This is a genomic window from Bradyrhizobium oligotrophicum S58, from assembly GCF_000344805.1.
Classification (GTDB): domain Bacteria; phylum Pseudomonadota; class Alphaproteobacteria; order Rhizobiales; family Xanthobacteraceae; genus Bradyrhizobium; species Bradyrhizobium oligotrophicum.
Map to the genome: position 1 here is coordinate 3805389 of NC_020453.1, position 26809 is coordinate 3832197.

General features: G+C 65.3%; 23 protein-coding genes and 1 pseudogene. 12 read left to right on the top strand and 12 right to left on the bottom strand.

The features are described from left to right. Positions 1 to 282 precede the first annotated feature (282 nt). Positions 283 to 438 (bottom strand): hypothetical protein, encoded by a 156-nt coding sequence (locus tag S58_RS38610; RefSeq protein ID WP_015666459.1) that lies wholly within the window; start codon positions 436 to 438, stop codon positions 283 to 285. A gap of 224 nt (positions 439 to 662) precedes the next feature. Here S58_RS38610 and S58_RS16385 point away from each other — a divergent pair, with 224 nt between their 5' ends. After that, on the top strand, positions 663 to 1631 hold the full coding sequence (locus S58_RS16385) for an SDR family NAD(P)-dependent oxidoreductase (RefSeq protein ID WP_015666460.1): 969 nt from the start codon (positions 663 to 665) through the stop codon (positions 1629 to 1631). Between the two features lie 159 nt (positions 1632 to 1790). Further along, the gene (locus S58_RS36600) at positions 1791 to 2180 is read left to right on the top strand and encodes an endonuclease domain-containing protein (RefSeq protein ID WP_244440809.1); all 390 of its coding nucleotides are present in this window, start codon (positions 1791 to 1793) and stop codon (positions 2178 to 2180) included. A 45-nt stretch (positions 2181 to 2225) separates the two neighbouring features. Here S58_RS36600 and S58_RS16395 read toward each other — a convergent pair whose 3' ends face one another. The 3 genes from S58_RS16395 to S58_RS16405 form a co-directional block, all read right to left on the bottom strand. Then, a complete protein-coding gene (locus S58_RS16395) occupies positions 2226 to 2702 on the bottom strand; it encodes a GcrA family cell cycle regulator (protein WP_015666462.1) in 477 nt (158 codons plus the stop codon). 83 nt (positions 2703 to 2785) lie between these two features. Beyond that, positions 2786 to 2983: a hypothetical protein gene (locus tag S58_RS16400; protein ID WP_006614936.1), complete on the bottom strand. Its 198-nt coding sequence runs from the start codon at positions 2981 to 2983 to the stop codon at positions 2786 to 2788. Positions 2984 to 4033: 1050 nt separating this feature from the next. Then, positions 4034 to 4975: an acetamidase/formamidase family protein gene (locus S58_RS16405; RefSeq protein WP_015666463.1), complete on the bottom strand. Its 942-nt coding sequence runs from the start codon at positions 4973 to 4975 to the stop codon at positions 4034 to 4036. Positions 4976 to 5105: 130 nt separating this feature from the next. Between S58_RS16405 and S58_RS16410 the strand changes: the two genes are divergently transcribed. Further along, entirely contained in the window at positions 5106 to 5894 is a 789-nt protein-coding gene (locus tag S58_RS16410; RefSeq protein ID WP_015666464.1) for a YdcF family protein, read from the top strand. Here the strand turns inward: S58_RS16410 and S58_RS16415 are convergent. After that, entirely contained in the window at positions 5891 to 7738 is a 1848-nt protein-coding gene (locus S58_RS16415; protein ID WP_015666465.1) for a tetratricopeptide repeat protein, read from the bottom strand. The two genes, S58_RS16410 and S58_RS16415, sit on opposite strands and share 4 nt — an antisense overlap. A gap of 201 nt (positions 7739 to 7939) precedes the next feature. Here S58_RS16415 and S58_RS16420 point away from each other — a divergent pair, with 201 nt between their 5' ends. The 3 genes from S58_RS16420 to S58_RS16430 all read left to right on the top strand — a co-directional run bounded on the left by S58_RS16420 (position 7940) and on the right by S58_RS16430 (position 11248). Beyond that, entirely contained in the window at positions 7940 to 8725 is a 786-nt protein-coding gene (locus S58_RS16420; protein ID WP_015666466.1) for a DUF169 domain-containing protein, read from the top strand. A 126-nt stretch (positions 8726 to 8851) separates the two neighbouring features. Further along, entirely contained in the window at positions 8852 to 10030 is a 1179-nt protein-coding gene (locus tag S58_RS16425) for a saccharopine dehydrogenase family protein (protein ID WP_015666467.1), read from the top strand. 39 nt (positions 10031 to 10069) lie between these two features. After that, positions 10070 to 11248 (top strand): saccharopine dehydrogenase family protein, encoded by a 1179-nt coding sequence (locus S58_RS16430; protein WP_015666468.1) that lies wholly within the window; start codon positions 10070 to 10072, stop codon positions 11246 to 11248. Here the strand turns inward: S58_RS16430 and S58_RS16435 are convergent. The 3 genes from S58_RS16435 to S58_RS16445 all read right to left on the bottom strand — a co-directional run bounded on the left by S58_RS16435 (position 11232) and on the right by S58_RS16445 (position 15422). Continuing rightward, entirely contained in the window at positions 11232 to 12518 is a 1287-nt protein-coding gene (locus S58_RS16435; RefSeq protein WP_015666469.1) for an O-antigen ligase family protein, read from the bottom strand. The two genes, S58_RS16430 and S58_RS16435, sit on opposite strands and share 17 nt — an antisense overlap. Before the next feature lie 87 nt (positions 12519 to 12605). Continuing rightward, a complete protein-coding gene (locus S58_RS16440) occupies positions 12606 to 14135 on the bottom strand; it encodes an undecaprenyl-phosphate glucose phosphotransferase (RefSeq protein WP_015666470.1) in 1530 nt (509 codons plus the stop codon). Positions 14136 to 14288: 153 nt separating this feature from the next. Beyond that, on the bottom strand, positions 14289 to 15422 hold the full coding sequence (locus tag S58_RS16445) for a glycosyltransferase family 4 protein (protein WP_015666471.1): 1134 nt from the start codon (positions 15420 to 15422) through the stop codon (positions 14289 to 14291). 350 nt (positions 15423 to 15772) lie between these two features. On the opposite strand from S58_RS16445, the gene S58_RS16450 reads away from it, so the two are divergent. Continuing rightward, on the top strand, positions 15773 to 18070 hold the full coding sequence (locus S58_RS16450; RefSeq protein ID WP_042340775.1) for a GumC family protein: 2298 nt from the start codon (positions 15773 to 15775) through the stop codon (positions 18068 to 18070). On the opposite strand, the gene S58_RS16455 is transcribed toward S58_RS16450, so the two are convergent. After that, positions 18067 to 19287 carry a GNAT family N-acetyltransferase gene (locus S58_RS16455; RefSeq protein ID WP_015666473.1) on the bottom strand — a complete coding sequence of 407 codons (1221 nt, stop codon included), beginning with the start codon at positions 19285 to 19287 and terminating at the stop codon, positions 18067 to 18069. The genes S58_RS16450 and S58_RS16455 overlap by 4 nt on opposite strands. A 278-nt stretch (positions 19288 to 19565) precedes the next feature. Between S58_RS16455 and S58_RS16460 the strand changes: the two genes are divergently transcribed. Continuing rightward, a complete protein-coding gene (locus S58_RS16460; RefSeq protein WP_015666474.1) occupies positions 19566 to 20627 on the top strand; it encodes a polysaccharide deacetylase family protein in 1062 nt (353 codons plus the stop codon). Here the strand turns inward: S58_RS16460 and S58_RS16465 are convergent, their stop codons facing one another. Further along, positions 20628 to 20849: a DUF2842 domain-containing protein gene (locus tag S58_RS16465; RefSeq protein WP_015666475.1), complete on the bottom strand. Its 222-nt coding sequence runs from the start codon at positions 20847 to 20849 to the stop codon at positions 20628 to 20630. Positions 20850 to 20951: 102 nt separating this feature from the next. Between S58_RS16465 and S58_RS16470 the strand changes: the two genes are divergently transcribed. From S58_RS16470 to S58_RS16480, 3 genes and pseudogenes are all read left to right on the top strand, one after another. Beyond that, positions 20952 to 22031, top strand: a complete 1080-nt coding sequence (locus tag S58_RS16470) for a COX15/CtaA family protein (RefSeq protein WP_015666476.1) — start codon at positions 20952 to 20954, stop codon at positions 22029 to 22031. An 886-nt stretch (positions 22032 to 22917) separates the two neighbouring features. Next, positions 22918 to 23190: pseudogene (locus S58_RS16475) on the top strand (type II toxin-antitoxin system RelE/ParE family toxin); the annotation flags it as partial. Positions 23191 to 23202: 12 nt separating this feature from the next. Continuing rightward, positions 23203 to 23526 (top strand): transcriptional regulator, encoded by a 324-nt coding sequence (locus S58_RS16480; RefSeq protein ID WP_015666479.1) that lies wholly within the window; start codon positions 23203 to 23205, stop codon positions 23524 to 23526. Between the two features lie 838 nt (positions 23527 to 24364). On the opposite strand, the gene S58_RS16490 is transcribed toward S58_RS16480, so the two are convergent. Next, positions 24365 to 24700 (bottom strand): hypothetical protein, encoded by a 336-nt coding sequence (locus S58_RS16490; protein WP_015666480.1) that lies wholly within the window; start codon positions 24698 to 24700, stop codon positions 24365 to 24367. A 319-nt stretch (positions 24701 to 25019) separates the two neighbouring features. Between S58_RS16490 and S58_RS16495 the strand changes: the two genes are divergently transcribed. Beyond that, positions 25020 to 25214: a hypothetical protein gene (locus S58_RS16495; RefSeq protein ID WP_015666481.1), complete on the top strand. Its 195-nt coding sequence runs from the start codon at positions 25020 to 25022 to the stop codon at positions 25212 to 25214. Between the two features lie 263 nt (positions 25215 to 25477). On the opposite strand, the gene S58_RS16500 is transcribed toward S58_RS16495, so the two are convergent. Then, positions 25478 to 26761: an O-acetylhomoserine aminocarboxypropyltransferase gene (locus tag S58_RS16500; RefSeq protein WP_015666482.1), complete on the bottom strand. Its 1284-nt coding sequence runs from the start codon at positions 26759 to 26761 to the stop codon at positions 25478 to 25480. Positions 26762 to 26809: the final 48 nt, after the last annotated feature.

The following is a 26809-nucleotide window of genomic DNA, read 5'->3' on the forward strand; positions in this document are numbered from 1 at the left end:
CGGCTTGTCATTGATCGTGGCTTAGGCAGAAGAGTCGATCCGCAGATTTCAGCCTATAAATTGATCAATCGACTTCAATTGTATGCAACGAGTTCGGACATTCGAGACCGGCGCGATGATGGGTTGGAGGTCAGACGCGGCGGCGCAGCCTTGTCCTCAAGCTCAAGGCGATCCTGATAGCAACGTCGCGCTGGGAGGGGCGCCGCGGTGAGCGCAATAATGTCCGCGCAGGCCGCGCGCCGATGGCGAGGCCTCTCATGCTGAGCCGCGGACGCGCCGCTCTCAGATCCCGAGCAGCCAGACGGCAACGATGGTGCCGATCACGGCGAGGCCGCTGATCGTCCAGCCCGTCACATAGGCGCCGTCGTCCGTTTCAGCCGGATCGACCATCGTGTCGCGCCAGCCTTCGTCCTGCCAGTGCCCCTGTTGGTACGCCATGCGAACCTCCTCGAGCCTGCCTCCCCATGGAATAAGTCGGACGCCCCCTTGGAAGGTTCAACCCCAAGCTGAAAACTTCATCGCGTGCGCTGCAATGCACATCCCCGACATCCCCTCTGGTCAGGCCCGCGAAACGCCCTAAGCTCGTGACGCGTTCCGCGAAGAGAACGAGGAAGTCGCCGGGGCGGCATGGCCGTCCCGCAGCAGGGAAGGAAGAGCGTCCGATGAAGGATTTCGCCGGCAGGATCGCCGTGATCACCGGGGGCGGCACGGGCATGGGCCGCGAACTCGCCCGCCAGCTCGTGGCCGAGGGCTGCAACGTCGCGATGTGCGACGTCTCGCTCGAGGCGATGGCCGAGACCAAGCGGCTGTGCGAGGCCGAGAAGCTGCCGCAGGGCCTGCGGGTCACCACCCATGTCGCCGACGTCTCGATCGAAGCGCAGCTGCAGCGCTTTCGCGACGAGCTCGCCGAGCAGCAGGCCACCGACAAGATCCATCTGCTGTTCAACAATGCCGGCATCGGCGGCGGCGGCAGCCTGTTCACCAACTCGCGCGAGCAGTGGGAGCGCACCTTCAACATCTGCTGGGGCGGCGTCTATCTCGGCGTCCGCACCTTCCTGCCGCTGCTGCTGAAGGCGGACGAGGCGCACATCGTCAACACCTCCAGCGTCAACGGCTTCTGGGCCTCGGTCGGGCTCGGCGTCTCGCACACGGCGTACAGCGCCGCGAAGTTCGCGGTGAAGGGATTTACGGAAGCGCTGATCAACGACCTCCGCCTCAACGCGCCGCACGTCAAATGCTCGGTGGTGATGCCCGGCCATATCGGCACCTCGATCGTGTCGAACTCGCGCAAGGTGCAGAGCGGCACCGAGTCCGACGAGCTCAGCGAGACCGAGATCGGTCTGGCGCGTCAGCGCATGAAGGGCATGGGCATCGACGTCGCCGCCATGAGCGACCAGGACATCCAGAACGCCGCCCGCGAGCGCGCCCGCAGCTTCCTCGAGGACGCCCCGACGTCAGCGGCGCAGGCGGCGAAGATCATCCTCGACGGCGTCAAGGCCGAGCAATGGCGCATCCTCGTCGGCGAGGACGCCAAGCTGCTGGACATGCGTGTAAGGCAGACGCCGGAGCAGGCGTATGAGCCGGAATTCTTCCAGCGGTTTGCACAAGAGGCAGGGTGGAAGCTGGGGTAGGGACTTGCTGTTCGTTGGAAAACAGCACCTTTCGCCACGCAGACGGTGAGCTCCCCTCCCCCTTGCGGGGAGGGGTCGGGGGTGGGGGTCCACGAGTCCCGCTGCCAATGACGAGATCAGACGGCCATGGATGACAGCCGACGATCATTCGCGCAACGAATGCGCGCCGAACCGACCGAAGCTGAACGGGTCCTTTGGCAACGCCTCCGCCACCACATCAAGCTCGCCGGTTCTCACTTCCGCCGGCAAGCGCAGATCGGACCCTTCATCGTCGATTTCGTCAGCCGCAAAGCGAAGCTCGTGATCGAAGTCGACGGCGGCCAGCATGATTGGCAGCAGGAGGAGGACGCTGCCCGCACCCGGCAGATCGAGGCTGCCGGCTATCGCGTTCTTCGCTTCTGGAACAACGATGTGCTTGGAAATATCGAAGGTGTGCTTCACGAAATTCAGTGCGCGTGGACCCCCACCCCCGACCCCTCCCCGCAAGGGGGAGGGGAGACGAGACCGCCGCGCCGTCCCCGCAGAACGCGGAGACCGGCCAAAGAGTGACGGCGCGGGAGCGGTCCTAGCTAGCGGCGCCGTCGTCGCTCTCTTCTACCTCGCCGACGCCACCCGATACGCCATCCGTGTGTGGCTCGGGCAATACGGCAAGCCGTCGATCGGCTTCGACCCGCAGAAGCAGAAATCGTCGGCGCCGGGGGTGGAGATCGGCCAGCGGCAGCGTTCCTTGGAGAGTTCGAACAGCGAGCAGCCGTTCTCGACCGTGCCGACCGGCTCCTCGACGATGATGGGCGGCGGATCGTTGGTGACCGCGCGCAGGATGCGGCGGCGCAGTTTTGGCACGGGGCGGCGTGCGCCATCCCGGGTGGTTTCGGCGCGGACCACGCGTCTGGAGTCGCCGCCATTGTCACGCGTCAGCGCCAGGCGGGAGATCTTGCCGATCACGGCATTGCGGCTGACGCCGAGCTCGGCGGCGATCTCGCGGCAGGTCAGCCCGGCCTCAAAGTGCTGCTTCAGGGCCTGGAGCCGTTCCTCGGTCCAGGTGGGTGATGTCTGTCGTTCGGCGGGCATTGTGTCGCTTCCAAGTTTGATCCGTCCTGGATCGTCCTGGCCGACGGCTGCACCAAAAACTGTCTCCGCTTGACGTGTCCCTGTTACGCCCGTCCGTTGTCACGGATCGACAGCAGCCCGTCCTTGATGGCGAGCCGGATGCCTTCTTCGATCAACGTTCTGCAGACACCCGGAACGCTGGTGCCGTGGGTTCCCTGTTTCACGAGCTTTTCGAGATAGCCGATGGTTGCCAGGGCTAGGGTTACGGGGATGCGGTCAGTCTCGGCTTTTTCCGTCGCCATGCCTAAAAGCTAGTCCGTAACGGGTGTACAGAAAAGTAACTTTTTAGACTCTATTAGGAATCCGGCTGGTTGTACAGCATGCTGGGGATAACTGGTTAAGATATTGGTTTTGAATGAAATCTGACGAATCGGGGCGGTCGTGACGGTGACTCTCCGCGCGTTCGGCGAGTCCGGGCCCGGATTGGTACGGTGCACGAGCCGGTGGAGCGGATTCGCGCCGCAACTGGCGGGGCGTGCCGCCGGGGTCGGCCAGGGATCGATCGACGTCCACCCGAGGGCTGATCGCGGTGCAGCTGGACTGGACGACGCCAAGGCGCGACGCCCTAGCGATCACGATTTCTAAAATCCAGAAAAAGAGCTTTCGCTTTTCCGGAAATCATGCTCTAGTGGCGGCATCCCGCCTCACTCGGTAGGGGCGTAGCGCGCGATCGTCACGACACGCGAGGCGGGGAGCGACGGCCGCGATGGAGCCGCAGCGTGTCCTTCAAGGATGCGCCGACGAACGGCTCGGCGCGGACGTGAAAGCGTGTGGTCCTGGCGCCCCGATGCTGGCGCCAAATCACGGGGTGATGATCCCCGCTGATGACGGTGGCTATCAAGCCGGACACCGGGGAGAGCGCGCCATAAGCGTGAAAACCGTCGCGCAGGGAAGGCCGGGTGTTCTCGGCTGCACCTGTGGTACCTGCCGCCTGCATTTTTTTAGCAGGCGGGCCGCAGGCGTCAGCCGACGCCTAGCCTTCCCTGCGCCCTCCGACTTGATGAGGGTGAGATGCTGCATCATGACTCGGGCAGGATATGCCGCGAGAACGTGGGAGCGTGGCTTGCGCGAGATGCCGACCACTCATTCAGATGTCATCGCCCGGCTTGACCGGGCGATCCAGTACGCCGCGGCGTCTCGATTCAATCATTGCGGCCTCGGGAATACTGGATCGCCCGGTCGCGCGGTGACGTTCGCCCATGGTTATGGATCCGGCGCCACGTGCGCGATTGCGCACGTAGCCGGGACGACAGCGGAGCGAGCCGCACTAGTGCGCCACACACCAAGTTCTCTCACCCGTGCACGACTGCCTTCGCGATCATGCAATGAATGCCCTTGGAGCCGTTGACGGTCTGGGTCACCCTGAGATCAGCGGCGAGGCTGCAGAGCGTGTAGGCGTCCTCGCGCGACAGATTGCGCTTCTCTCCGAGCAGCACGATCATGTCGCGCAGCGCGCGCACCACGCACTGGTCGAGGTCGGGATCCATCGCCATCGTCATGTAGTGGGTCGCCGTCTCGGCGCGCGGATAGTCGAACTTGAGGTCCTTGCGCACGGTGAGGCGGAAGCGGCCCCGCAGCGCGGTCTCGATCGCGGTGACGCAGACCTCGCCGTCGCCTTGGACGCCGTGGCCGTCGCCGCAGGAGAACAGCGCGCCCGGCACGAACACCGGCAGATACAGCTTGGCGCCGGCGCCGAGCTCCTTGTTGTCGAGATTGCCGCCCATTGCGCGCGGGATCAGCGAGGTGATGCGGCCCCAGGCCGGTGGCGGTGCGGTGCCCATCACGCCGAAGAACGGTGCCAGCGGCAGCTCCAGCCCCCATGGCAGTTGGCCCACCATCCGCTCCCTGTCGAGCGGGATGTTCAGCAGCCGGCTTTCGTGGAAATCGTCGGGCAGGGTGCCGGCCAGCGGCCGGATGAGATTGTAGCCCCAGTCCTGGCGCAGTTGCACGTCGAGGATGTCCACCTCGATGATGTCGCCGACCTCGGCGCCCCTGACCGCGATCGGCCCGGTGAGGATGTGGCCGGGGAGCATGCGCTCGCTCCGGGCATGAACCTCCAGCAATTCAGGAGGAACGTGGAATTTGGTGGCGTCGGGCACCACGTCCGGCCCGCCGCTGATGGTGTCGATCGTGACCTCGTCACCGCTATCGACCGTGAGCACCGGCTTCAGCCGGGATTCGAAGAAGCCCCAATGGCAGGTCTCTGGGCTCGCGTGCAGATGGTGATGGGTCATGGTCCTCTCATTCGTGCCGGTGCAGGGCCAAGCATAGCGCATCCGCGCGCCGCCGCAGAGGGATGGCGACGCATGGCGGCTGTCGTGTATGAGGGCGGCCGTGGCCATTCACCCCGCGCCGGAGCTCGGTATGTTTTTCGTCCTGTCGAAGACGCTCGGCCTGCTGGCGCTGCCGACCAATTTCATGATCGCGCTGGGGCTGCTCGGCGCCATCCTGATGCTGACCCGGTTCGCCGTGCTCGGCCGCAGGCTCGTAGTGTGTGCCATGCTGCTGCTGGCGATCGTGGGCCTGACGCCGCTCGGCAGCCTGATGCTCGCTCCGCTGGAGAGCCGGTTTCCGAAATGGGACCCGGCGAACGGCGCGCCGGACGGCATCATCGTGCTCGGCGGCCCGGTCGATTCCGATCTCTCCGTGATGTACGGCATGCCGGTGACGGTGGCGGGCGCCGACCGGGTGATCCAGGCAGCGGTGCTGGCGCGGCGCTATCCGAATGCGCGCATCCTGTTCACCGGCGGCAGCGCCAACCTGATCGCGACCGAGGCCAAGGAGGCCGACGTCGGCGCCGAAATCCTGCTCAGCCTAGGCGTGCCCAAGGAGCGGCTGCTGCTGGAGCGGCAGTCGCGCAACACCTACGAGAATGCGATCTTTTCCAAGGCAATGATCGCGCCGAAACCGGGCGAGCGCTGGCTCTTGGTGACCTCGGCCTATCACATGCCGCGCTCGGTCGGGCTGTTCCGCAAAGCCGGCTTTCCGGTCGAGCCCTATCCGGTGGACTGGCGCGTCGGCCGCGTGCTCGACTTCGACGGCATCTCGCTGCTCGGGCTGCGGCGCGCGGACATCGCCGTACGCGAATGGGTTGGACTGTTGGCCTACCGCCTGCGCGGCCGCACCGACGATCTGTTTCCCGGACCGGCCTAAGCGATTGTCTTGCTGAAGCCGGCCGCCTTTGCCGCAAGCTCGCCGCGTACGCGCGCGACGACAGGCTCGAAGCGGCCGCTCTCATCCTGCCGGAACAGGCGAGCGCTCGGATACCACGGGCTGTCGTCGCGATCCCTGAGCCAGCGCCAGTCGGCGAGATAAGGCAGCATGATCCAAGTCGGCCGTCCGAGCGTGGCGGCGAGATGCGCGACGCTGGTGCAGACGGTGACGACGACGTCGAGGCAGGAGATCAAGGCGGCGGTGTCGGCGAAGTCGGTCAGCTCGGCGCTGACGTCGCGGATGCGGCTCTGCTGCGCGAGCAGCGTCCTGTCCGCCGGCCGCAGCTCTTTTTGCAGGCTGAAGAAATCAGCCTCGACATCGAGCAGCGGCAGCAGGGTCGCAAGCGGCATCGAGCGGTTGCGGTCGTTGGCTTGGTGCGGGTTGCCGGACCAGACCAGCCCGACGCGCAGCCGGTCGTGCGGTCCGAGCCGCGCCTCCCAGGCCGCGATGCGATCGGCCGGCAGCGGCGGCAGATAGCTGGCAGGCGGGATGGTGTCGAGCGTGGTGCCGAAGGCGAGCGGCAGGCTCATCACCGGGCAGTGCATGTCGAAGGCCGGCCGCTGCAGGTCCGGCGCGAAGGCGAGGCACTGCGAGACGCCTTCGATGCCGGCCATCAGCGCTCGCAGCGGCTCGCGCACCACCAGGATCACCTTGGCGCCGCGCGCCGCGACCATGGGCAGATAGCGCGCGAACTGGATGTTGTCGCCAAAACCCTCGTCCTCCTCGATCAGGATGGTCTTGCCGGCGATGTCCTCCTTGCCGAGCCATTTCGGCTCGACGAAGCGCGGATAGTCGGGCGAGAAGTCCGGCATGTTCCAGCGCGCCTCGCGCCGGGCCCAGCCGGAAACGAAGTCACCGCATTGCAGCTCGATATGGGCGAGCTGCCAGGCCGCCTTGGCGTTGCCGGGCTCGATGGCGAGGATCTGCCGGTAGACGGCCGCCGCATCCGCGAAGCGCAGCAGCTGCAACAGTGCAAAGCCCTTGTTGAGCAACACCTCGACGAAGTCGGGGCGCAGCGCCAGCGCCCGGTCGAACCAGGGCAGCGCGTCGGCGCAGCGGCCAAGACACACGAACGCATCGCCGAGATTGTTGCAGGCCAGCGGATCGTCCGGCGTCAGCGCATGCACGCGCTCGGCATCTGCCAGATAGTCGTCGTAGCGCTTCAGCTCGCGGACGCATCTGGCGCGCATCTGCAGCGCCGGCACGTCGTCCGGCTGCCGCTCGAGACACGCCGAGAAGGCGCGGGCCGCCTCCTCGTAACGCTGCTGCTGGTGCAGCAGCAGGCCGCTCTGGAACGCGGCCTCGCGGTGCGCGGGGTCGATCGTCAGCGCGTGCTGGTAGCTCAGCAGCGCCTCGGCGCTGCGGTCGAGCGCCTGCAGCACGCCGCCGAGATGCTTCCACAATTCGGCATCATCAGGCTTGAGCTGGATCGCCTTGTCGAACACCGCGAACGCATCGTCGAGCCGGCCCATCTGCTTCAGGGTGAAGCCGAGGCTGGTGAGATAGTCGATCTTCGGCGTCTGACGGATCGCCTGCGACAGCCACGCCACCGCGTGGTCGTACTGCCCCGTTCGCAGCGCGACGATGCCCATCAGATACAGGCTGTCCGCATGGTTCGGATCCGCCGCCAGCGCCTGCTCGCAGCACATCTGGGCGTCGAGCAGACGGCCGCCGCCGAGGTGATGCAGGCCAGCCTCATAGAGCGCGGCCGGCGACAAGGCAGGCCCGCTACCCGGGCCGGCCGTCGCGCTCTTGGCGCCTTCCTTCCGGTCGCTGCGGCTCATCGCTGGATCCTGTCCGAGAATCCAAAATTCATAAGTGATTCCCGTGATATCGAGAAGGATCATGGTACGGCGTGCGAGCCGGGGCGGCGGAAGGGCTGGCCTCCCGGGCCGCGAGCGTCTAACAAGCGCCGCGAAGTCGAACCACGCCTCGCGAGGCCAGACACCGCAGGCTTCGACCGTGCGGCAAAGAGGGAGCGCCATATGCAGCAGACGAACGCCTCCGAACGGCTCGACCTAGCGGCGATGGTCGCCGACCTCAACGCTCTGCTGCGGTTGAAGACGACCGTCATCGGCATCAAAATGTTCGCCCGTGTCGAGGACATGGAGGCCGTGGAGAAGATCCGCCGCCCGAACGCCGTGCACACCACCGATCAGATCGTCAGCATGGCCTCGCGCCTCGGCTGGACCGTCGGCATCACCGGTGACGATTTGGTCGGGGCGCAATGCCGCGCTGTGATCGGGCTCGGCCCGCAGGACGACACCTGGCTGAAGGGTGAGAACTATGTCGGGGTCTGGCACGGCACGGCCGAGGATGCGCGCAAGCGCCAGGAGGCGCTCGATGTCGTGCCGTTCGGCCGCTACCAGGCGATGGCGGTGAGCCCGCTTTTGAGCGGGCGGCTCGATCCGCCGGACATCTGCCTCGTCTATGCGACGCCCGGGCAGATGATCATCCTGATCAACGGCCTGCAATATGTCGGCTACAAGAAGTTCGAATGGGGCGTCGTCGGCGAGACGGCGTGTGCGGATTCCTGGGGGCGGGCGCTGAAGACCGGCGAGCCGAGCCTGTCGCTGCCATGCTTCGCCGAGCGCCGCTATGGCGGCGTGCCGGACGAGGAAATGCTGATGGCGCTGAAGCCCGCCGATCTCGCCAAGGCGATCGCCGGCATGAAGCAGCTCGCCAAGAACGGCCTGCGCTATCCGATCGCGCCTTATGGCATCCAGAACGACGTGCGTGCGGGCATGAGCGTGTCGTATGGGAAGAAATGACATGTTCCGTCATTGCGAGCGAAGCGAAGCAATCCAGGGCTGTGGACGCGACTCTGGATTGCTTCGTCGCTTCGCTCCTCGCAATGACGGAGAATCAAAACTGCAGCGGATCGCTAGGAAACAAGAATGACGTCTTCCAAATTCGACCTCGTCGTCTACGGCGCCACCGGCTTCACCGGCAAGCTCGTCGCTGAGTATCTCACGACGCAATATCGCGGCGACGCGTCGCTGCGCTGGGCGATGGCCGGCCGCAGCCTGGACAAGCTCGCGGCCGTCCGTGACGAGATCGGCGCGCCCGCCGATACGCCGCTGATCGCAGCCGACGCCTCCGATCCCGCGTCACTGCAGGCGATGGTGGCGCAAACGAAGCTGGTGCTGACCACGGTCGGGCCGTATCAGCTCTATGGCAACGAACTCGTCGCCGCCTGCGCCGAAACCGGCACCGATTACGTCGATCTGTGCGGCGAGCCGGTGTGGATGCGGCAGATGATCGACAAGCATCAGGCGACCGCCGAGAAGAGCGGCGCGCGCATCGTGTTCTCCTGCGGCTTCGATTCCGTGCCGTTCGAGCTCGGCGTCTACTTCGTGCAGCAGCAGGCGAAGAAGGTGCTGGGCGCGCCGGCCGCCCGCGTGAAAGGTCGCGTCCGCGGCATGAGCGGGACGTTGTCGGGCGGCACCGCGGCGAGCGCCAAGGCGACGTTCGATGCGGTCGCCAAGGATCTGAGCCTCGTATCGATCCTCAAGGACTCGTTCGCCCTGACACCGGGGTTCAAAGGCCCGAAGCAGCCGTCCGGCAACAAGCCCGTCTATGAGGAGGATCTGCAGTCGTGGACCGCGCCGTTCATGATGGCGCTGATCAACACCCGCAACGTCCACCGCTCCAACCTGCTGATGGGTTTTCCGTACGGCCAGGACTTCGTCTATGACGAGATGGTGCTGACCGGTCCGGGCGAGAAGGGCGAGGCCAACGCCAAGAAGGTGATGGCCGCCAATGCCGAGAAGACCGGCCCGAACGCGCCGAAGCCCGGCGAGGGGCCCTCGAAGGAGGAGCGGGAGAACGGCTACTACAATCTTCTCTTTGTCGCGATCGCCCCCGACGGCCGCCAGGTCCGCGCGTCCGTGAAGGGCGACCGAGATCCCGGCTACGGCTCGACCTCGAAGATGATCAGCGAATGCGCCATCGGCCTGCTGCGCGATGGCGCCGGCGTGAAGGGCGGGTTCTGGACTCCGGGCGCGGCGCTCGGCGACAGCCTGATCAAGCGGCTGGTCGATCACGCCGGCCTGACGTTCACGGTGGAGGACTGAAAGCGGTGGAATTGATCCGCATTGGTCCCGGGAGCAAAGATGACGTCGGCTAAATTCGACATCGTCGTCTATGGGGCGACCGGATTCACCGGCCAACTCGTGGCCGAGTACCTCGCCACGCACGATCGCAGTGAAACCAGGCTGACCTGGGCGATGGCCGGACGCAGCCGCGACAAGCTCGCCAAGGTGCGTGATGCGATCGGAGCGCCGGCTGACCTGCCGCTGATCGTGGCCGATTCCAGCGATCCCCGCTCCATTCGCGCGATGGTCGATCAGGCTAGACTGGTGCTGACCACGGTCGGTCCCTATCAGCTCTACGGGACCGATGTGCTCACCGCCTGCGTGGCCGCGGGGACCGACTATGTCGATCTCTGCGGCGAGCCGCTGTGGATGCACCAGATGATCGAAAACTACCAAGCCCGGGCGGAGCACAGCGGCGCAAGAGTCCTGTTCTCGTGTGGCTTCGACTCGGTGCCGTTCGAGCTCGGCGTGCTGTTCGTTCAGGAGCAGGCGAAGCGGGTGGTCGGCGCGCCACAGGCGCGCGTGAAGGGCCGCATTCGCGGCATGAGCGGCTCGCTCTCGGGCGGTACTGCAGCGAGCGCCAAGGCGACAGCGGCGGCACTGACCGCCGATTTGAGCCTTGTGGCGATCATGAAGGACCCGTTCGCGCTGACGCCAGGCTTTAAGGGGCCGAAGCAGCCACCTGCCAACCGGCCGCTCTACGAGGAGGACTTCCAGTCCTGGACTGCGCCGTTTGCGATGGCGCTGGTCAACACGCGCAACGTCCATCGTGCCAACATGCTGATGGGGTTTCCCTACGGCCAGGACTTTGTCTACGACGAGATGGTGTTGACGGGCGATGGGGAGCAGGGCCAGGCCAACGCCAAATTGGTGATGGCGGCCAATGCCGAGAAGACCGGCCCGAATGCGCCCAGGGTCGGAGAGGGGCCCTCGAAGGAGATGCGGGACAACGGATATTTCGACCTGCTGTACGTCGCAGCGTCTCCCGACGGACGGCGCGTTCGCGCGTCGGTGAAGGGGGAGGGCGATCCCGGCTATGGCCTGACGGCGAAGATGATCAGCGAATGCGCCGTCGGCCTGCTGCGCGACGGCGCCGGCGTGAAGGGCGGGTTCTGGACTCCGGGCGCGGCGCTCGGCGACAGCCTGATCAAGCGGCTGGTCGATCACGCCGGCCTGACGTTCACGGTGGAGGACTAAGAGCGGTGGCGTGCGGGCCGATCGCTGCGGATCGGCTAGCCCCGGCCTGATGGGAGCGCGTGGCGGCGATCATGCCCCACATCGTGCCGAGCATCAGGAAGAAGTGCCGCCAATGATCGGTGTCGATGATGAAGCTTTCACCGACGGTGCCGAGGAAGGCTGCGAAGATCGCGATGTAGGTGCGCTGCCACGGCACGCGCACGAACAGATAGCGGAAGCCGAGAATGACGGTGGTGAACACAAGGGCGGGATAGCAGATGCCGGACAGCCAGCCGCCCGACATGAAGGCGTTCAGATAGGAGTTGTGGGTGTCCTCGGGGAAGTAGTTGTGGAACTGCAGCGGCCCGATTCCGAACGGCAGGTCGAGCGCCATGTCGGCGCCGAGGATGTGGCGGCCGAAGCGGCCGAACCGGCCTTCGTCGTAGCTCTGGTCGAAGCTCGCCCGCTGCTTGAACATGTCGGCGATGGAATCGATCGAGAGCAGAACGCCGATCAGGACGATGCCGGCAACCGCGGCCGCGAGCGTCATGACGATGATGCGGGAACGCTCGCGGGGCGAGCTGCTGGTGAGCACCATCAACGCCAGCATGAAGGCGGCCGTGAGGACCAATCCGCCCCAGGCGGCGCGCGAAAAGGCGAGCAGGATCGCGAGTGCCATCACGCCGAGCGCAAAGCCGGCGCGCAAGGTCGCGACGAAGCGGGCTGTGACGACGTTCTGCAGCGCGAGCAGCGCCGGCAGGACCAGGAATGCGCCGAGTACGTTCGGGTCCTTGAAGGTGCCCCGCGCACGGCCATACAAGGTCAGGAGATCGTAGCCGCCGGGCACCAGGTGGAAATAGCCGGCGACACCTGCGAGCCCGGCGATGGCGCCGCCCATCACCAGGCCGCGCCTGAGCATGTCGAGTCGCGCCGCGGTGTCTTCGGAAGTCACCATGGCCAGGAACATCGCCGTGAACGCCATGTACCAGGACGTGGCGATCCAGTTTGCGATCTTGGAATCGTCCAGCAACGGGATGGCGCTGAGCGTGTAGCCGAGATTGACCAGGAACAGGAGCAGCAGAAGCGGCAGGAAGACGAGGCGCAGGCGCAGGCCGGTTGCAATGAACACCGCCGCAGAGGCCAGCGTCACGATCTCGTAAGGGCTGGGCTCGATGAACACGATCGCGCCGGACGCGCCGACGAGCCACACCAGCGCGCGCTGCAGAGCGACCACGCCCGGAGGGGCGATCGGCCTCGACGTGAGCTCTCCGGCTGCCGCCGTATAGGTCATCGCGGACTCACACTCATACGCAACACGCGGCGGGATCGGCCTTGCACAGACGCGAAGCGGGCTTGCGCCCGATCCGGATCCCCGAAATCAATAGGCGTTCTCGCTCCGGGTCATCAGCGCCAGCGGCGTCCTGAGCAGGATGTAGAGATCGAACACCACGGACCAGTTCTCGATGTAATAGAGGTCGAACTCGACGCGCTTCTGGATCTTTTCCTGGTTGTCGATCTCGCCGCGCCAGCCGTTGATCTGCGCCCATCCGGTGATGCCGGGCTTGACGCGGTGGCGCGCAAAGTAGCCGTCGACGGCCTCGTCGAACATCCGGTTCTGCAGCTTGCCCTGCACCGCATGCGGCCGGGGGCCGACGAGCGACAAATTGCCCTTGAACACGACGTTGAACAGCTGCGGCAGCTCGTCAAGGCTGGTCTTGCGGATGAAGCGGCCGACGCGGGTGACGCGCGGATCGTTTTTCGTGACGACCTTGGAGGCGGTGGGGTCGGCCTGGTGATGATAGAGCGAGCGGAACTTGAAGACGTCGATGCGCTCATTGTTGAAGCCGAACCGCTTCTGCCGGAACAGCACCGGCCCCGGGCTGTCGAGCTTGATCGCGAGCGCGACCAGCGCCATCACCGGCAGGGCAAGCAGCAGGATCAGGCCGCCGACCAGCCGGTCGAACAGCAGCTTCATCACCTGGTCCCAATCGGTGATGGGGGCCTCGAACACGTCGAGCGTCGGCACCGCGCCGAGATAGGAATAGGAGCGGGGCCGGAAGCGAAGCTTGTTGGTGTGGGCCGAGAGCCGAATGTCGACCGGCAGAACCCAGAGCTTCTTCAGCATGTCGAGGATGCGCGTCTCCGCCGAAATCGGCAGCGCGAACAAGACGAGGTCGACGCGGGTGCGGCGGGCGAACTCGACGATGTCATCGACCTTGCCGAGCTTCGGGGCGCCTGCGCAGGTCTCGAGCGACCTGGAGTCATTGCGATCGTCGAACACGCCGAGGATTTCGATCTCGGAATCGTCCTGCTCCTTCAGCGCGCGTACCAGATCTTCGCCGCTCTGGTCGGCGCCGACGATGATCGTCCGGCGATCGAGACGCCCGTGCCTGGCCCAATTGCGGATCAGGTTGCGCAGCACGACGCGGCTCGCGATCAGCGCGCCGAGCCCGACGAAGAAGAAGGCGGCCAGCCAAAGGCGGGAGACTTCGCTGCCGATCTTGGCGAAGAAGGACAACCCGATGAACAGCAGGAAGACGAAGCAGTAGGAAGAGATCATCCGCGTCATCTGCCGCACCTGGGCGCGGAAGACCTGGATTTGATAGATGTCGGCCGCCTGGAAGCACACCACCGCGCTCACGGCCAGGCCGACGATGGCAACGAGATACTCCCAATGGAAACCGCTGAGCGGAACGACGTAACCGAAGTAGACGGCGCTGCCGACAACGCTCAGCAGCACGAAATCCGCGATGCGGACGATGCCGGCGAGGACTATCGGAGAGTAGGCGCGGTGAACCTTCTGATCGGCGACCTTCAGTGCCGCCGGCGACAGGCGGCGACGCCGTTCAACGGCCGGCTTGCCGGCCGCGGCGGTCGATGCGGCCGTGGCGGCGGCAGCATCCAGCATCGAGCGAGCGTTGATCGGTTCCACAGTCGTACAAGCCCGGATTATGTTTGTTAGTATTTGTGGTCATGTAAGCGCTGATAGCGCCGGGGGAAATTCCCCATCGGCGGGATTAGGGGCCAAATCGGAAGAAACGGTTAGCGATGGTGAATGGGGTCAGGTCTTGGTAAATGCTTCGCGGTAGCTGTCGAGCACGCCCTCGACCATCGCCTTCTGGGAAAAGTGCTGGAAGATGCGCTCGCGCAGCGCCCTGGCGCGAAGCTGTGCCGTGGCGGGGTCGTCCAGCGCGGCCGCGATGGCGTCAGCAAGCGCAGTCGCGTTGCCCGGCATGAACAGCGCCTCGGTATGCGGTCCGAAGATCTCGGGGATACCGCCGACCCTGGCTGCGATCATCGGGACCCCGGCAGCTCCAGCCTCGATCACGACATAAGGCATGGAGTCGCCGCGCGAGGGAACGACGAGCAGGCGCCCCCTGGAAAATCCGTCGCGGGCCTTCACATGCCCGATGAAACGCACCGAGGATGTCAGGCCGAGACGCTCGACTTGAGCCTTGAGGTGGCTCATCTCCTCGCCATCGCCGCCCAAGGTGAGCGTCAGCGGCCGGCCATTGGCGTGCAGTTGCGCCAGCGCATCGATCAGGAGATCGGCACCCTTGATGTGCCTGAACTCACCGACATAGCCGAGGTCGGTCTGATCGTTGGCGGGGGTGACGGGATCGAATTCACCGGCGGTCACGCCATTGAACACGCAATGCACCAGCCCCTGGGGGTGGCCGATCATGCGCACATAGGTATCGCGGGCAAAGGCGCTCTCGAACAGGAAGAGGTCGGTCCGGTTCATCAGCGCGCGTTCGAGCCGCCCGTAAAGCGCACCTTTCAGCGTGTTGCGTGGATAGTGCAGCGAGCCGCCGTGAGGCGTGTAGATGCGGATGGTCCCCGGATGGCGCGGAAGCATGCGGACGAACGCGCCAGCCTTGGCGCCATGGCCGTGCAGCACGTCGGGGCCGAGCTTGCGGGCGATCGCATGGAAGTGGCGGAGCGCCATGATGTCGGTGGGCCATGGCTCCCGATGAATCGCAACACGATGGACCCCGAGCTTCAAACGCGGTGCAACCAGCGCCAGCGCCGCATCGGCGCGTTCGCCGCCGGTCAGGCTGTCAGCAATGATGCCGACCTCGTGCCCACGATCGACCTGGCCGTTGGCAAGGTCGAGGATATGTCGAAAGATGCCGCCAACGGGGGCTCTGACCGCGTGAAGGATTTTCAGAGGCTTGTCCGGCGAGGGCGACATGTCAGATTCGCCCGCGCTGTCGGTTTGCACATGCTTTTGCCAGGCATCGCTGCGCGAGCTGATCTGACGACTGGCGGATAGAGGAAGCACGGGCGCCTCTCGTCCCTAATTCCTTTGATGGCTGCAGTCTGCATAAACGGCTGATGGTTAACAAAGCTTCACTCTTGGTCGCTTGAGAACAGCTCATCAGGACATTGTGACGTTTTGGCCCAAGCTCATCCTAACTAAGTTCGGCGACGATCATGATCGTTGCGGCTGCGGGCGGTTCGATTAACCCGCCAGCAACCTTAATGGAGTGTAATTGTACCACGTATGGTAGCGGCGTGGCGTAGGTCTCGCGGGAGTGGATGATGCGGTTGGCGTTCTGGCGTGCCGGCAAGAAGACGAAGGCTGACGAAGCCTCCGTCCGACCTGTGACGAGCGTGCCTTCTGCGGTGGAGACCGCACCGTCCGGCGATCTCGACATCCGGCTGGTCGGTCGCGCGCTGGCACGAAAGCGTGGCTTCATCCTCGTTCCGACACTGCTCGCACTGGCCCTGGCGGTCACCGCGGTCAACATGATCACACCGCGGTACAAGTCCGAGGCGCGGATTCTGATCGACGGCCGCGAGAACACGTTCCTGCGCCCGAGCAGCGAGCGCGCCGAGGAGCGGACGGCGCTCGATGCCGAGGCGGTCACGAGCCAGGTGCAGCTCGTGCTGTCGCGCGATCTGGCCCGCGACATCATCCGGAAGAACAAGCTCGGCGAGCTGCCGGAGTTCGATCCGGTCCTGCGCGGCGTATCGCCCGTGAAGTCGATCGCCGCGATGATGGGGCTGGTCAAGGATCCTCTCGCCATGTCGCCGGACGAGCGCGTCATGGACGCCTACTACGAGCGTCTGACCGTCTATGCCGTCGACAAGTCGCGCGTCCTCGTCGTCGAATTCCAGTCGCAGGATCCGGCGCTGGCCGCGCAGGTCGCCAACTCCATCGCCGACGGCTATCTGGTCGTTCAGCAGAACGCCCGCCAGGCGCAGGCAAGGTCGGCCAGCCAGTGGCTGGCGGGGGAGATCCAGAGCCTGCGCAAGAAGGTCGAGGAAGCGGAGTCGAGGGTCGAGGAGTTCCGTGCCAAGTCGAACTCGTTCATGGGAACCAACAACACCTCACTCTCCAATCAGCAGATGGGTGAGACCAGCACCCAGCTCAACAATGCACGCGGCTTGAAATCGGATGCCGAGACCAAGGCGCGGCTGATCCGGGAGATGCTGCAGAGCGGGCAGCCGATCGAGGCGTCCGAGGTGGTCAATTCCGAGCTGATGCGGCGGCTGTCCGAGCAGCGCGTCAATCTGCGCGCGCAGCTCGCGGAGCAGTCGTCCACGCTGCTCGACAACCATCCCCGCATCAAGGAGCTGAAGGCGCAACTGGCCGATCTCGACCGTCAGATCCGCGACGAAGCAGGCAAGATCTCGCGCTCGCTCGACAGCGATGCGCGGATCGCCGAAGGACGGGTGCAGATGCTGAGCCAGAGCCTGGACCAGGCCAAGAAGCAGGCCACGTCCACCAACGGTCAGGATGTGCAACTGCGGGCGCTGGAGCGCGAGGCCAAATCGCAGCGTGACCTGCTGGAATCCTATCTCGCCAAATACCGCGAGGCGAACACCCGCGAATCGCTGGATACGCCGCCAGCGGAAGGGCGGATCATCTCGCGGGCGGTGGTGTCCAATACGCCGGCGTATCCGAAGAAGCTGCCGATCGTGCTGATCGCGACGCTGGCGACCTTGATGCTGACCGCGGGCGTGGTCATCACCGGCGAGCTGCTCCGCCTCACGGCGCCGCGCGCGGCGAACCCGGCGCCGGCCATGGGCAACATGGCGGATGTCATGGTGCTTGCGGCGCGGGTGGAGCCGATGATCTCCGCGCGTCCGGTCCACACGACGGCCGCCGTTGCGCCACCTCCGACGCCGGCGCCGGTCGAGGCGGCGCGTGCGGCGCCCATTGAGCCGCCCGCGACGGCCATGCAGCCAGCCGAGGCGCCGGCGCTCGAGGCGGCCAAGCCGACGCCGCCATTGAGCGAGATCGAGCAGCTCGCAGCCGGCCTGCTCGCCGCAGGCGACGGCGCCCGCAAGATCACCGTGCTCGGCACGGCCGGCGGCGAGGCCGTCACGGTCACCGCGCTCTCCATCGCCCGCACCCTGGCCCGTGAGGCCCGCGTGGTGCTGGTCGACCTCGCCGGCAGCCCGCAGATGCTCGCAAGCCTCTCGGTCGATCCGGCCGCACCGGGCCTGATCGAACTGATGCTGGGCGAGGCATCCTTCTCTTCCATCATCACCAAGGACCAGGCCTCGCGGCTGCATCTGGTCAACGCCGGCCGTCCCGGCGCCGACCGCGGCCAATTGCAATCGCCGCGGCTCGCGCTCGCGATCGACGCGTTGCTGCGCGTCTACGATCACGTGCTGCTCGACGCCGGCAATGCCTCCGACCTGCCGGCCGAACTCCTGACCGCGGGCGCGCGCGCCGTCGTCGTGCCCGATCCCAACATGCCCGCCGAGGCGCGCAGCCAGATGAGCGAGCAGCTGCGCGAGGTTGGCTTTGGCGCCGTCACCATGCTGAAGGCGCCGGTCGAGAGTGCCAACCGCAATCAGCCAGGCGCGCGCGGGGTCGCCGCCTAATCGTCGTCCTTCGCGGCGCCCGTGCGTGGCTGCAGCGCGCCGCGCAGGCGCTGCGCGAGGCGAAACAGAGCAGGGCTGTGCTTGACGGCATGCTTGGCCCAGCCGACCGCCGCCATCATCGCCGCGGCCCCCCGTCCACGCGCGGTGAGCGGCACGAAGCTGTCGAAGATCGGCTCGTCGTCCTTGCAGAACATCCGCTTGTAGTCGTCCGAACCGATACCGAGATCGAGCGCGCGAAAATCCTTTTGCGCGTAATGATCGATGATCGAGCGCATCAGGATCAGTCCTGGACTCCAGCGCGCATTCTCCGACAGCGTGTAGGTGTTGAACATCATCGAGAAGCGGTTGCCGTCGGCGACGCCGGCGAACAGCGCGATGATCTCGTCATCGCAGCGCAGCGCGTGAATCTGGATGGCGCGATGGCCGCAGCCGAGCCTGGCCATGCAGGCGTGGCGCACGAAGGCTTCGATGCCTGGTTCAGCGAACACGTTCGGCAGCTTCTGCTCGGCCATCCGCACCGGCTTTGTCAGGAAGAACCAGTCGAGCAATTCGGCGATCTCGGCGTCGCTCTCCGCGACCAGGTAGCGATAGCCGGGCAGCGCCTGCAGCTTCTTTTCCTTGCTCTTCAGCCGCTTGCGAAATGAATTCGACAACAGCGCGGTCGGTGCGGCGCCCGGCGGCATCAACAGCACCGGGCAGTCGTTCACGGAGGGCTGGTGCGGCCATTGCGCGAACGGATTGGTGAGGTCACGCCAACGCCGCGGCTGCTGCGCCAGAGCGAGGACGTCGACGCTGCCATGGCCACGCAATCCCGCGAGCAGCGTGTCGAGATCGCCAGCGTTGGCGCGCGCGGCGAAGTCGCGATCCATCAGCGGCATGTTGAAGGTCGTGTGCTTGCCGCCCATGAAAGTCGCTATGCTGACTCCGAAGCTGTGCCGCAGCGTCAACGGCAGCAGCAAAAGCGGGCGCTGCTCGGCGTCACGGGCGACGACGATGAACGGCGTGGCATGCTCGCGCGCGCCGACGTCACGCTGCCACGCGCTCAGCAGGTCGAAGCGCTGGTAGGGCGTAGAGACATGTTCGGAGGCTTCGAGCGCGCGCCAGATCGGTTCGGCGGCGGCGAGATCCGACACGATGTCGACGCGTGCGAGCCCCGACGGCAGCCGCCGCGCAGGCGCCTGCGCCGTCCGGCTCTCGATCACGGCGGCCATGGTCATCGCGCAGCTCGCGTTGTCGTGGATATCGTCTTGGGATTTTGTTGCTTAGGGTCGGCAGACCCTCGCAAAGAAGTCTCAACAAAAGGTAATGGCAATGACATCGTCCCAAAACGGGAAAGGGATGAAGAAAGACCTGTCCAAATCGGCTCCGGCCACGCGATCTTAAGGCGCGATGATCTTAACATCCCATGGCGACGTGATCGCGCCATGGTCTGAAACCATCAGGTGGGCGCGGGCGGCTTGGTTTCAAGTGCATCTTTCGGAAGGGACGTAAGGATTTGTCGTCGGACAACAGGTGGCTGCGCAGTGCCCGGCTCGAGCTGGCTTACTTCAGCGGTCGCACGCTCACCGCCTCGCGCGCCACCGGCGGCGCCGGCGCCGTGCTGCGCTTCGAGCGGGTGCGGCCGCGGCGCAGCGGCGCGTTCCAGCCGCTGAAGCAGGCCGAGATCACGCCCGGCTTCCTCGACAAGGTGATCCGCGCGCTGAAGCGCTGGGGCTATGACATCGTCTCGCTCGACGAGGCCTGCGACCGCTCGGTCCGGCTGGCCCAGAGCCGCCGTTTCGCCTGCATCACCTTCGACGGCGCGGCGAAAGACCTGATCACGCATGGCTATCCCGTGCTCGCCCGCCATGGCGTGCCGTTCACGGTCTATGTGCCCTCGGCGTTTCCGGACGGGCTGGGCGAGGCCTGGTGGCTGGCGCTGGAGGCTGTGATCACGCGCGAGGCCCGCATCAGCCTCGTGATCGACCATCGCGAGCAGCGCTTCAACGTGTTCACGCCGGCCGAGAAATACGAGCTGTTCGCCTATCTCGCGGGCTGGCTGCGCAAGCTGCCTCCGGCCGAGCTGTCGGTGGCGATTCGCGATCTCTGCTCGCGCCATTCGGTCGACCTTGCCGCGCTGACGCGCGAGGCGTCGATGGACTGGGCCGACATCACCCGTCTTGCCGCCGATCCCAACGTCACGATCGGCAGCGCCACCGTGCATCATCATCTGCTCGCCAATCTCAGGGATGCCGAGGCGCAACGCGAGATCGCGATGGGCAAGGCGGTGCTGGAGACGGCGTTGCGGCGCCCGGTCCGGCACATGGCCTATCCGTTCGGCGATCGCGACAGCTTCCGCCGCAGCGACGTCGTGCTCGCGGAGCAGGCGGGCTTCGTCAGCGCGGCTTCCAGCATCGGCGGTGTCGTGCAGAGCGAGGGCCGCACCAACCTGCACATGCTGCCGCGGATCGCCTGGGACGGCCGCTCGCGCTCGCTGCGCGCCTTGAAGGTGCTGATGGCCGGTGTCACCTTGCCGCGCGAAAAATCTGCGCCGCTGGCCAAGCTCGATCTCGGTTGATCAGCTTTGCTGTCGCTCCGGGTCAGGGCGCAGCATCCAGCTCACGATCGGCATCGCCGGCAGCACCCAGCCGATGCCGACGACGACGTAATACACCGCCTGCAGCCAGCCGGAATTGGCGATCAGGGGGAATTGGGCCATCACCATGCCCATCATCGACCAGGCGAAGGCGAGCAGGAGCAGCGCGACGGCGCCGAGGAATTTGCGGGTGCGGATCGTCATGACGGGATTGTCAGCCTTGGCTGGGGGCGGCGCGGCTTGCGCGCGATTTCCCCGGGATTATAAGGGCCTGCCAGCCCCGGTTCAATCGAGCGCTCAACATCCATGACCACGGTTCCTCACCCAAGAGACCTCGCCGCGATCCGCATCTGGCTGCTCATCGTGGCCGGCCTGATCGCGCTGATGGTGCTGGTCGGCGGGGCGACGCGGCTGACCGAATCCGGGCTGTCGATCGTCGAATGGAAGCCGGTCACCGGCAGCCTGCCGCCGCTGTCGGAGCAGGCCTGGTCTGAGGCCTTCGAAGCCTACAAGACCATTCCGCAGTACCGGCAGATGAACGCCGGCATGAGCCTGCACGACTTCAAGACCATCTTCTGGTGGGAGTGGAGCCACCGGCTGCTCGGCCGCGTCATCGGCATGGTCTATCTGCTGCCGTTCCTGTGGTTCCTGTGGCGCGGCGCCGTATCCGGCCCGCTCGGCCGAAGGCTGTGGCTGATCTTCGGCCTCGGCGCGCTGCAGGGCGCGGTCGGCTGGTGGATGGTGGCCTCGGGCCTGACCGAGCGCACCGAAGTGTCGCAGGTCCGGCTGGCGACGCATCTGTCGCTGGCGCTTCTGATCTATGCCGCGATCGTCTGGACCCTGCGGCGGCTCGCGCCGCGCGAGGAGGCCGAGGTGCCGGCGCGGCTGCGGCTGATGGCCTGGGTGCTGGTCGGCGTCACCTTCGTGCAGCTCTATCTCGGTGCGCTGGTCGCGGGCCTGCGGGCAGGGCTCATCTACAACACGTGGCCTGAGATCGACGGCAGCCTGATCCCGAAGGCGGCCAATCTGTGGATCCAGTCGCCGTGGTGGATCAACCTGTTCGAGAACGATTTGACGGTGCAGTTCATGCATCGCATGACCGCCTACACGCTGCTGGCGCTGGCGGCGTGGCACGCCTTCGACGTGATGCGCGCGGGCGCCGGCCGCACTGTCGTGCGCGGCGCGCACCGGCTGCTCGCGGCCATCCTGGTGCAGGCGGTGCTCGGCATTCTGACCTTGCTCGCGCTGGTGCCGATCTCGCTGGCGCTGCTGCATCAGGGCACGGCCATCATCGTGCTGACCTTCGCCGTGCTGCAGGCCGAACGACTGTCGCCGCGGCGGGTCGTTGCGGTCGCGGTGCCGCAGGCGGCGGTGGCCGCGGGGTAGGCGGGGTAGGGCTTCTCCTTCGTCATTGCGAGGAGCGAAGCGACGAAGCAATCCAGAGTCCCGCCCACGACTCTGGATTGCTTCGCTTCGCTCGCAATGACGTGGAGGCATTGGTTTTCCGCCTCGCTTGACGTCATTTTGTGCGCCAATCTCCGCTGTCATCGCCCGGCTTGACCGGGCGATCCAGTATCCCAGAGACGGCTGTGAGTCCTCGATGGGCCGCGGCGTACTGGATCCCCGCCTTCGCGGGGATGACGACTGAGTGTGAGGTGCGATCATCGTCTTCCTCAGTCAAAGGACACAGGCTCTCATCCTCGCGCGCTGACAGCGCCGAGCCATGCCGGTCGTTTCGCCCTCGAAAAACGCGAGGGCGCGGGGAAGGCCGGATGCCTGGCCGGCACCCATGGCCCGCGTGCAACAAAAAGCGCACGCGGCGGTCACCACAGGTACGGCCTGGAACACCCGGCCTTCCCCGCGCGATGGTTTTAACGCTTATACGCGATCTCCCCGGGGACCGGGCTGTCTTGCCCCCGTCACCTCGCGCGATGCGTGAGCACCGGCACGAGACTTGGCGCCAGCATCGGGGCGCCAGGACCACGCGACTTCGCCGTCCATGACGGGCCGCTCGTCCGCGCAGACTTTCGTCCACGCACGGCCCACCACGTCCACCGCATTCCCAATCCCACGCAACTGGACGATCCGGAAGCGCCCCTCGGCTGGATAGGAACAGAAAGAGAACATAAACTGAGTTGGGCGGTTTGGCAAGACTATTTCCCGTGCTGCACCCAGCGGGGCGACAGGCGGGTTTTCTGTATTCAACTTTGGTAACGCATAGGGTACCAATGATTGGGTCCGGGAATATCTTGATGAGAACGGCGACAGTCCGTTTCGTCGCTGGTTTGACGCTCTCGATTCACGAGCTGCCGCCTTCGTCACGATTGCGATCAGCCGTGTTGCCGACGGCAACACCTCGAACGTGAAGGCGATCGGCGAGGGCGCGGCCGAAGTGCGGATTGATCGTGGACCGGGTTATCGGGTGTATTTCGGATGGCAGGGCAGGACGCTCGTGATCCTGCTGGGCGGCGGCACCAAACGGCGGCAACAGAACGATATCGAAGCCGCATTGAAACGATGGCGCGACTACAAAGCTCGCAGCTGATGGGAGCCGAGCATGGCTTTGACGAGGGACTTCCGAGAGACGGTGCAAGCGCGCGCGGAACGCGATCCGGCTTTTCGCGAAGCGATGTTCCAGGAGGCCGTAAGCGCTCTGCTGTGCGGAGAGGTCGATGACGGGCGCGCCGGCCTGCGTGCCTACATCAATGCAACAATTGGCTTTGACGCGTTGAGCAAGGCGCTCGGCCGACCGCCGAAGAGTCTGATGCGAATGTTTGGTCCTTCGGGCAACCCGACGGCCGAGAACCTGCTTGCTGTAATCAACGCGTTGCAGGCCGAGACGGGCGTGCAGCTCGAAGTGCGTGTAGCCGCTGCGGAGTGAGGGGCTTTCGATGAGGAGCGAGTATGACTTCTCGAATGCGGAGCGGGCCAAGTTCTTTCGCAAGGACGCGCGAATGATCCCGCCCGTGCATCTGGAGCCAGATATCCTGGATCACCTGGCCGGACTTGCCAGCGCTCGGGCGTGTCGCTGAGCGAATTGGTCAACACGCTCCTCAAGGAAGATATTGAGCGGATCGAGGCTGCGAAATAGCGCTTTGGGAGTTGTGCGGAGGGCCTCATGATGCCTTCCCGTCGTCGAGCTTTTCAAGGCGACTGGCTGGCGTGCGCGCCAACGAGACTCTGAAGAAGACTGCGGGGCTCTAGCGTTCGCTTAGAAAAGGAAAACGCACCTACGAGCAAAGGTCACGTTGCCTAGCCCTATGAGGAATTAGGCCAACGACTGATAGTCGGAAATGATCAGGGCATCAGCTTCGTTATAACCTAGCTTCTCCATCCAGATCTTCTTTGCTCGTTTTTCGAGGCCGGTCAACGAGACCGACCTACAGAACCAGAATGTCGCATTTCTTTTCCAAACGGGCACCCGCTTCTTGGTCAACCCGACGCAAAAGTAGAAAGATGCGGATGTGATGCTGAGCATCCCGGTTGGAATGATGATGGATTGAAGCGTAGGCGACATATCAATCCCTTTTTTCCTGATCCGACTCCTATCGAGTTAATCCAAGCCATTGTCCGGAGATGAATCAAGCGCTGGAGATTGGAGATCAGTGGCTTCGTCGCGCGCCGCCCGGCGTCTGGGCTATGCGCGAGCCCTTGTCTCGTTCAATACGTATCGGCCGCGGGGGCGCCCACATATTCTTGCCCGGCTGGATGAAATCTTCTCAGCAATACCCCGTCACGCCGCAGGCATAAGGCAGGCGGAACATGTAGCTCGTATAGCCGTCGCCGCCGTAATACGGGCCCTGGTAGTCGTAGGAGAAGGCGCGGCCGTAATAGCCGGGCAGTTCCTGGCGGCCGAGCAGGAGCGGGGTCGAGGGCAGCATCGGGGAGATCAGCGAGTCCTGGTCTTTCACCACGACAACCGCAGGCGGGGCTTTCACGGCGCGGCGGGCCTTGTAGTGGACGACCTTGTCGTGAACGGCGGGCAGGTCGGCTGCGAGCACGACGCCATTCGCCGCGATGGCTGCCAGCAGCATCATGATCACCAACGTTCGCATTCTGCTCTCCTTGCCTCTGTTGGACGGCTCGCGCGCTGCCGTTCGACCTCGGTGTCGATGGCTGCGCCGGAGCCGCCCGCGCGATTCCATGGCGGGCAGGATGGGCCTTTTATGGTTAACGAAAACCTTCCAGCCTCGGAACCCGGCTGCAATCACCCGTAGAAGGACGGGATTTTTCAGCTTTCGTTAAGTTCTGCTGGTGCAAGCTTACGGCCGCCGGCGATTTTGAAGGCTGGCTGACGCGAGCGGCCAATGCCCGCGTCCGGGGCGAAATCTCTGCTGCATTTCATCAGAGTCTCAGACCAGAAGGGTTTCGAGCATGTCGGTCATCGTGATGTCGGCGTCCGCACGTCAGAGGCTGCTGTCACGGACTGAATCGTCGCAACCACGTCTTGCCAATGCAGACGAGGACGCTGCACGTCGCCAGGCGCTGACGGTGCGCCGGTCGATCGCGACCGCCGAGTTTCCGCTGACGAGCTCCGCGCATGCGATGCTGCTGGCGGTGCTGAGATAGATGACGAGTTAACGAGGGCGCGGTCCGAGAAGCCGGCAACGGCCTGACCGTGGGACGAAGGAGAGCGCGGAAGGCCAGGGGGGCCGCCGCGCTCTCTTTGTTTGGACGTGCCGCTCTTGGTCTCTCGTCATGCCCGGGCTCGACCCGCCCGCCTGGCCGAAGAGATGGATGGCCGGGTCAAGCCCGGCCATGACGTGGAGAGAGCGATGCTCGCCTCTCGACCTGCCGGGCTCGCGGCGCGATCGGCAGGAAGGTCTCTCGGCCTACGCCCCCAGCGCCTGCTCGAGATCCGCGATCAGGTCTTCCTTGTCCTCGATGCCGACGGAGATGCGCACGATGTCGGGGCCGGCGCCGGCCTTGATCTTGGCGGCATCGTCGAGCTGGCTGTGGGTGGTCGAGGCCGGGTGGATCACCAGCGAGCGGGTGTCGCCGACATTGGCGAGATGCGAGAACAGCTTCAGGTTCGACACCAGCTTGACGCCCGCATCGTAGCCGCCCTTGAGCGAGAAGGTGAACACGGCACCGGCACCCTTCGGGCAGTATTTGCGCGCCAGCGTGTGATACTTGTCCTCGGGCAGGCCGGCATAGCTCACCGACGCGACGGCCGGATGCTTGTTGAGATAGTCGGCGACCGCCTTGGCGTTGTCGCAGTGCTTCTGCATGCGCAGCGGCAGCGTCTCGATGCCGGTGAGGATCAGGAAGGCGTTGAACGGCGACAGCGCGGGGCCGAGGTCGCGTAGGCCGAGCACACGGCAAGCAATGGCGAAGGCGAAATTGCCGAAGGTCTCGTGGATGCGAATGCCATGGTATTCCGGACGCGGCTGCGTCAGCATCGGATATTTGTCGCCGCTGCCGGCCCAGTCGAAGGTGCCGGCATCGACGATGATGCCGCCGATCGAGTTGCCGTGGCCGCCCAGGAACTTGGTCAGCGAGTGCAGCACGATGTCGGCGCCGTGGTCGATCGGGCGGATCAGGTAGGGCGAGGCCAAGGTGTTGTCGACGATCAAGGGCACGCCGGCCTTGCGCGCGACCTGGGCAATCGCCTCGATGTCGGTGATGCTGCCGCCGGGATTGGCGATGGACTCGATGAAGATCGCCTTGGTGCGCGGGCTGACCGCAGCCTCGAAGGTCGAGACATCATCGGTGTCGGCCCACACCACGTTCCAGCCAAAGCTCTTGAACGAATGCGTGAACTGGTTGATCGAGCCGCCATAGAGCTTTCGCGCGGCGATGAATTCGTCACCAGGGGACAGAAGCTGCTGCAAGGCCACGACCTGCGCGGCATGGCCCGAGGCGACCGCGAGCGCGGCGGTGCCGCCTTCGAGCGCGGCGACGCGCTCCTCCAGCACCGCGTTGGTCGGGTTGCCGATGCGGGTGTAGATGTTGCCGAACGCCTGCAGGCCGAACAGCGAGGCGGCATGATCGGCATCGTTGAACACGAACGACGTGGTTTGATAGATCGGCGTCGCCCGCGCGCCGGTGGTCGGGTCGGGCTGGGCGCCGGCGTGAATGGCGAGGGTGGCAAATCCCGGAGCACGTTCGGTCATGATGTTTCCTCTTGACTTGATCCCTCGCGCGGCGGCGCCGGCCGGCAG

Coding starts and splice junctions, on each gene's coding strand:
- S58_RS16400 (WP_006614936.1), bottom strand. CDS start 2,983: ATGGCGACGGAAAAAGCCGAGACTGACCGCATCCCCGTAACCCTAGCC.
- S58_RS16405 (WP_015666463.1), bottom strand. CDS start 4,975: ATGACCCATCACCATCTGCACGCGAGCCCAGAGACCTGCCATTGGGGC.
- S58_RS16415 (WP_015666465.1), bottom strand. CDS start 7,738: ATGAGCCGCAGCGACCGGAAGGAAGGCGCCAAGAGCGCGACGGCCGGC.
- S58_RS16470 (WP_015666476.1), top strand. CDS start 20,952: ATGACCACGGTTCCTCACCCAAGAGACCTCGCCGCGATCCGCATCTGG.
- S58_RS16425 (WP_015666467.1), top strand. CDS start 8,852: ATGACGTCTTCCAAATTCGACCTCGTCGTCTACGGCGCCACCGGCTTC.
- S58_RS16450 (WP_042340775.1), top strand. CDS start 15,773: ATGCGGTTGGCGTTCTGGCGTGCCGGCAAGAAGACGAAGGCTGACGAA.
- S58_RS16480 (WP_015666479.1), top strand. CDS start 23,203: ATGGCTTTGACGAGGGACTTCCGAGAGACGGTGCAAGCGCGCGCGGAA.
- S58_RS16385 (WP_015666460.1), top strand. CDS start 663: ATGAAGGATTTCGCCGGCAGGATCGCCGTGATCACCGGGGGCGGCACG.
- S58_RS36600 (WP_244440809.1), top strand. CDS start 1,791: ATGCGCGCCGAACCGACCGAAGCTGAACGGGTCCTTTGGCAACGCCTC.
- S58_RS16455 (WP_015666473.1), bottom strand. CDS start 19,287: ATGACCATGGCCGCCGTGATCGAGAGCCGGACGGCGCAGGCGCCTGCG.
- S58_RS16490 (WP_015666480.1), bottom strand. CDS start 24,700: ATGCGAACGTTGGTGATCATGATGCTGCTGGCAGCCATCGCGGCGAAT.
- S58_RS16435 (WP_015666469.1), bottom strand. CDS start 12,518: ATGACCTATACGGCGGCAGCCGGAGAGCTCACGTCGAGGCCGATCGCC.
- S58_RS16495 (WP_015666481.1), top strand. CDS start 25,020: ATGTCGGTCATCGTGATGTCGGCGTCCGCACGTCAGAGGCTGCTGTCA.
- S58_RS16465 (WP_015666475.1), bottom strand. CDS start 20,849: ATGACGATCCGCACCCGCAAATTCCTCGGCGCCGTCGCGCTGCTCCTG.
- S58_RS16410 (WP_015666464.1), top strand. CDS start 5,106: ATGTTTTTCGTCCTGTCGAAGACGCTCGGCCTGCTGGCGCTGCCGACC.
- S58_RS16440 (WP_015666470.1), bottom strand. CDS start 14,135: ATGCTGGATGCTGCCGCCGCCACGGCCGCATCGACCGCCGCGGCCGGC.
- S58_RS16500 (WP_015666482.1), bottom strand. CDS start 26,761: ATGACCGAACGTGCTCCGGGATTTGCCACCCTCGCCATTCACGCCGGC.
- S58_RS16430 (WP_015666468.1), top strand. CDS start 10,070: ATGACGTCGGCTAAATTCGACATCGTCGTCTATGGGGCGACCGGATTC.
- S58_RS16395 (WP_015666462.1), bottom strand. CDS start 2,702: ATGCCCGCCGAACGACAGACATCACCCACCTGGACCGAGGAACGGCTC.
- S58_RS16445 (WP_015666471.1), bottom strand. CDS start 15,422: ATGTCGCCCTCGCCGGACAAGCCTCTGAAAATCCTTCACGCGGTCAGA.
- S58_RS16420 (WP_015666466.1), top strand. CDS start 7,940: ATGCAGCAGACGAACGCCTCCGAACGGCTCGACCTAGCGGCGATGGTC.
- S58_RS38610 (WP_015666459.1), bottom strand. CDS start 438: ATGGCGTACCAACAGGGGCACTGGCAGGACGAAGGCTGGCGCGACACG.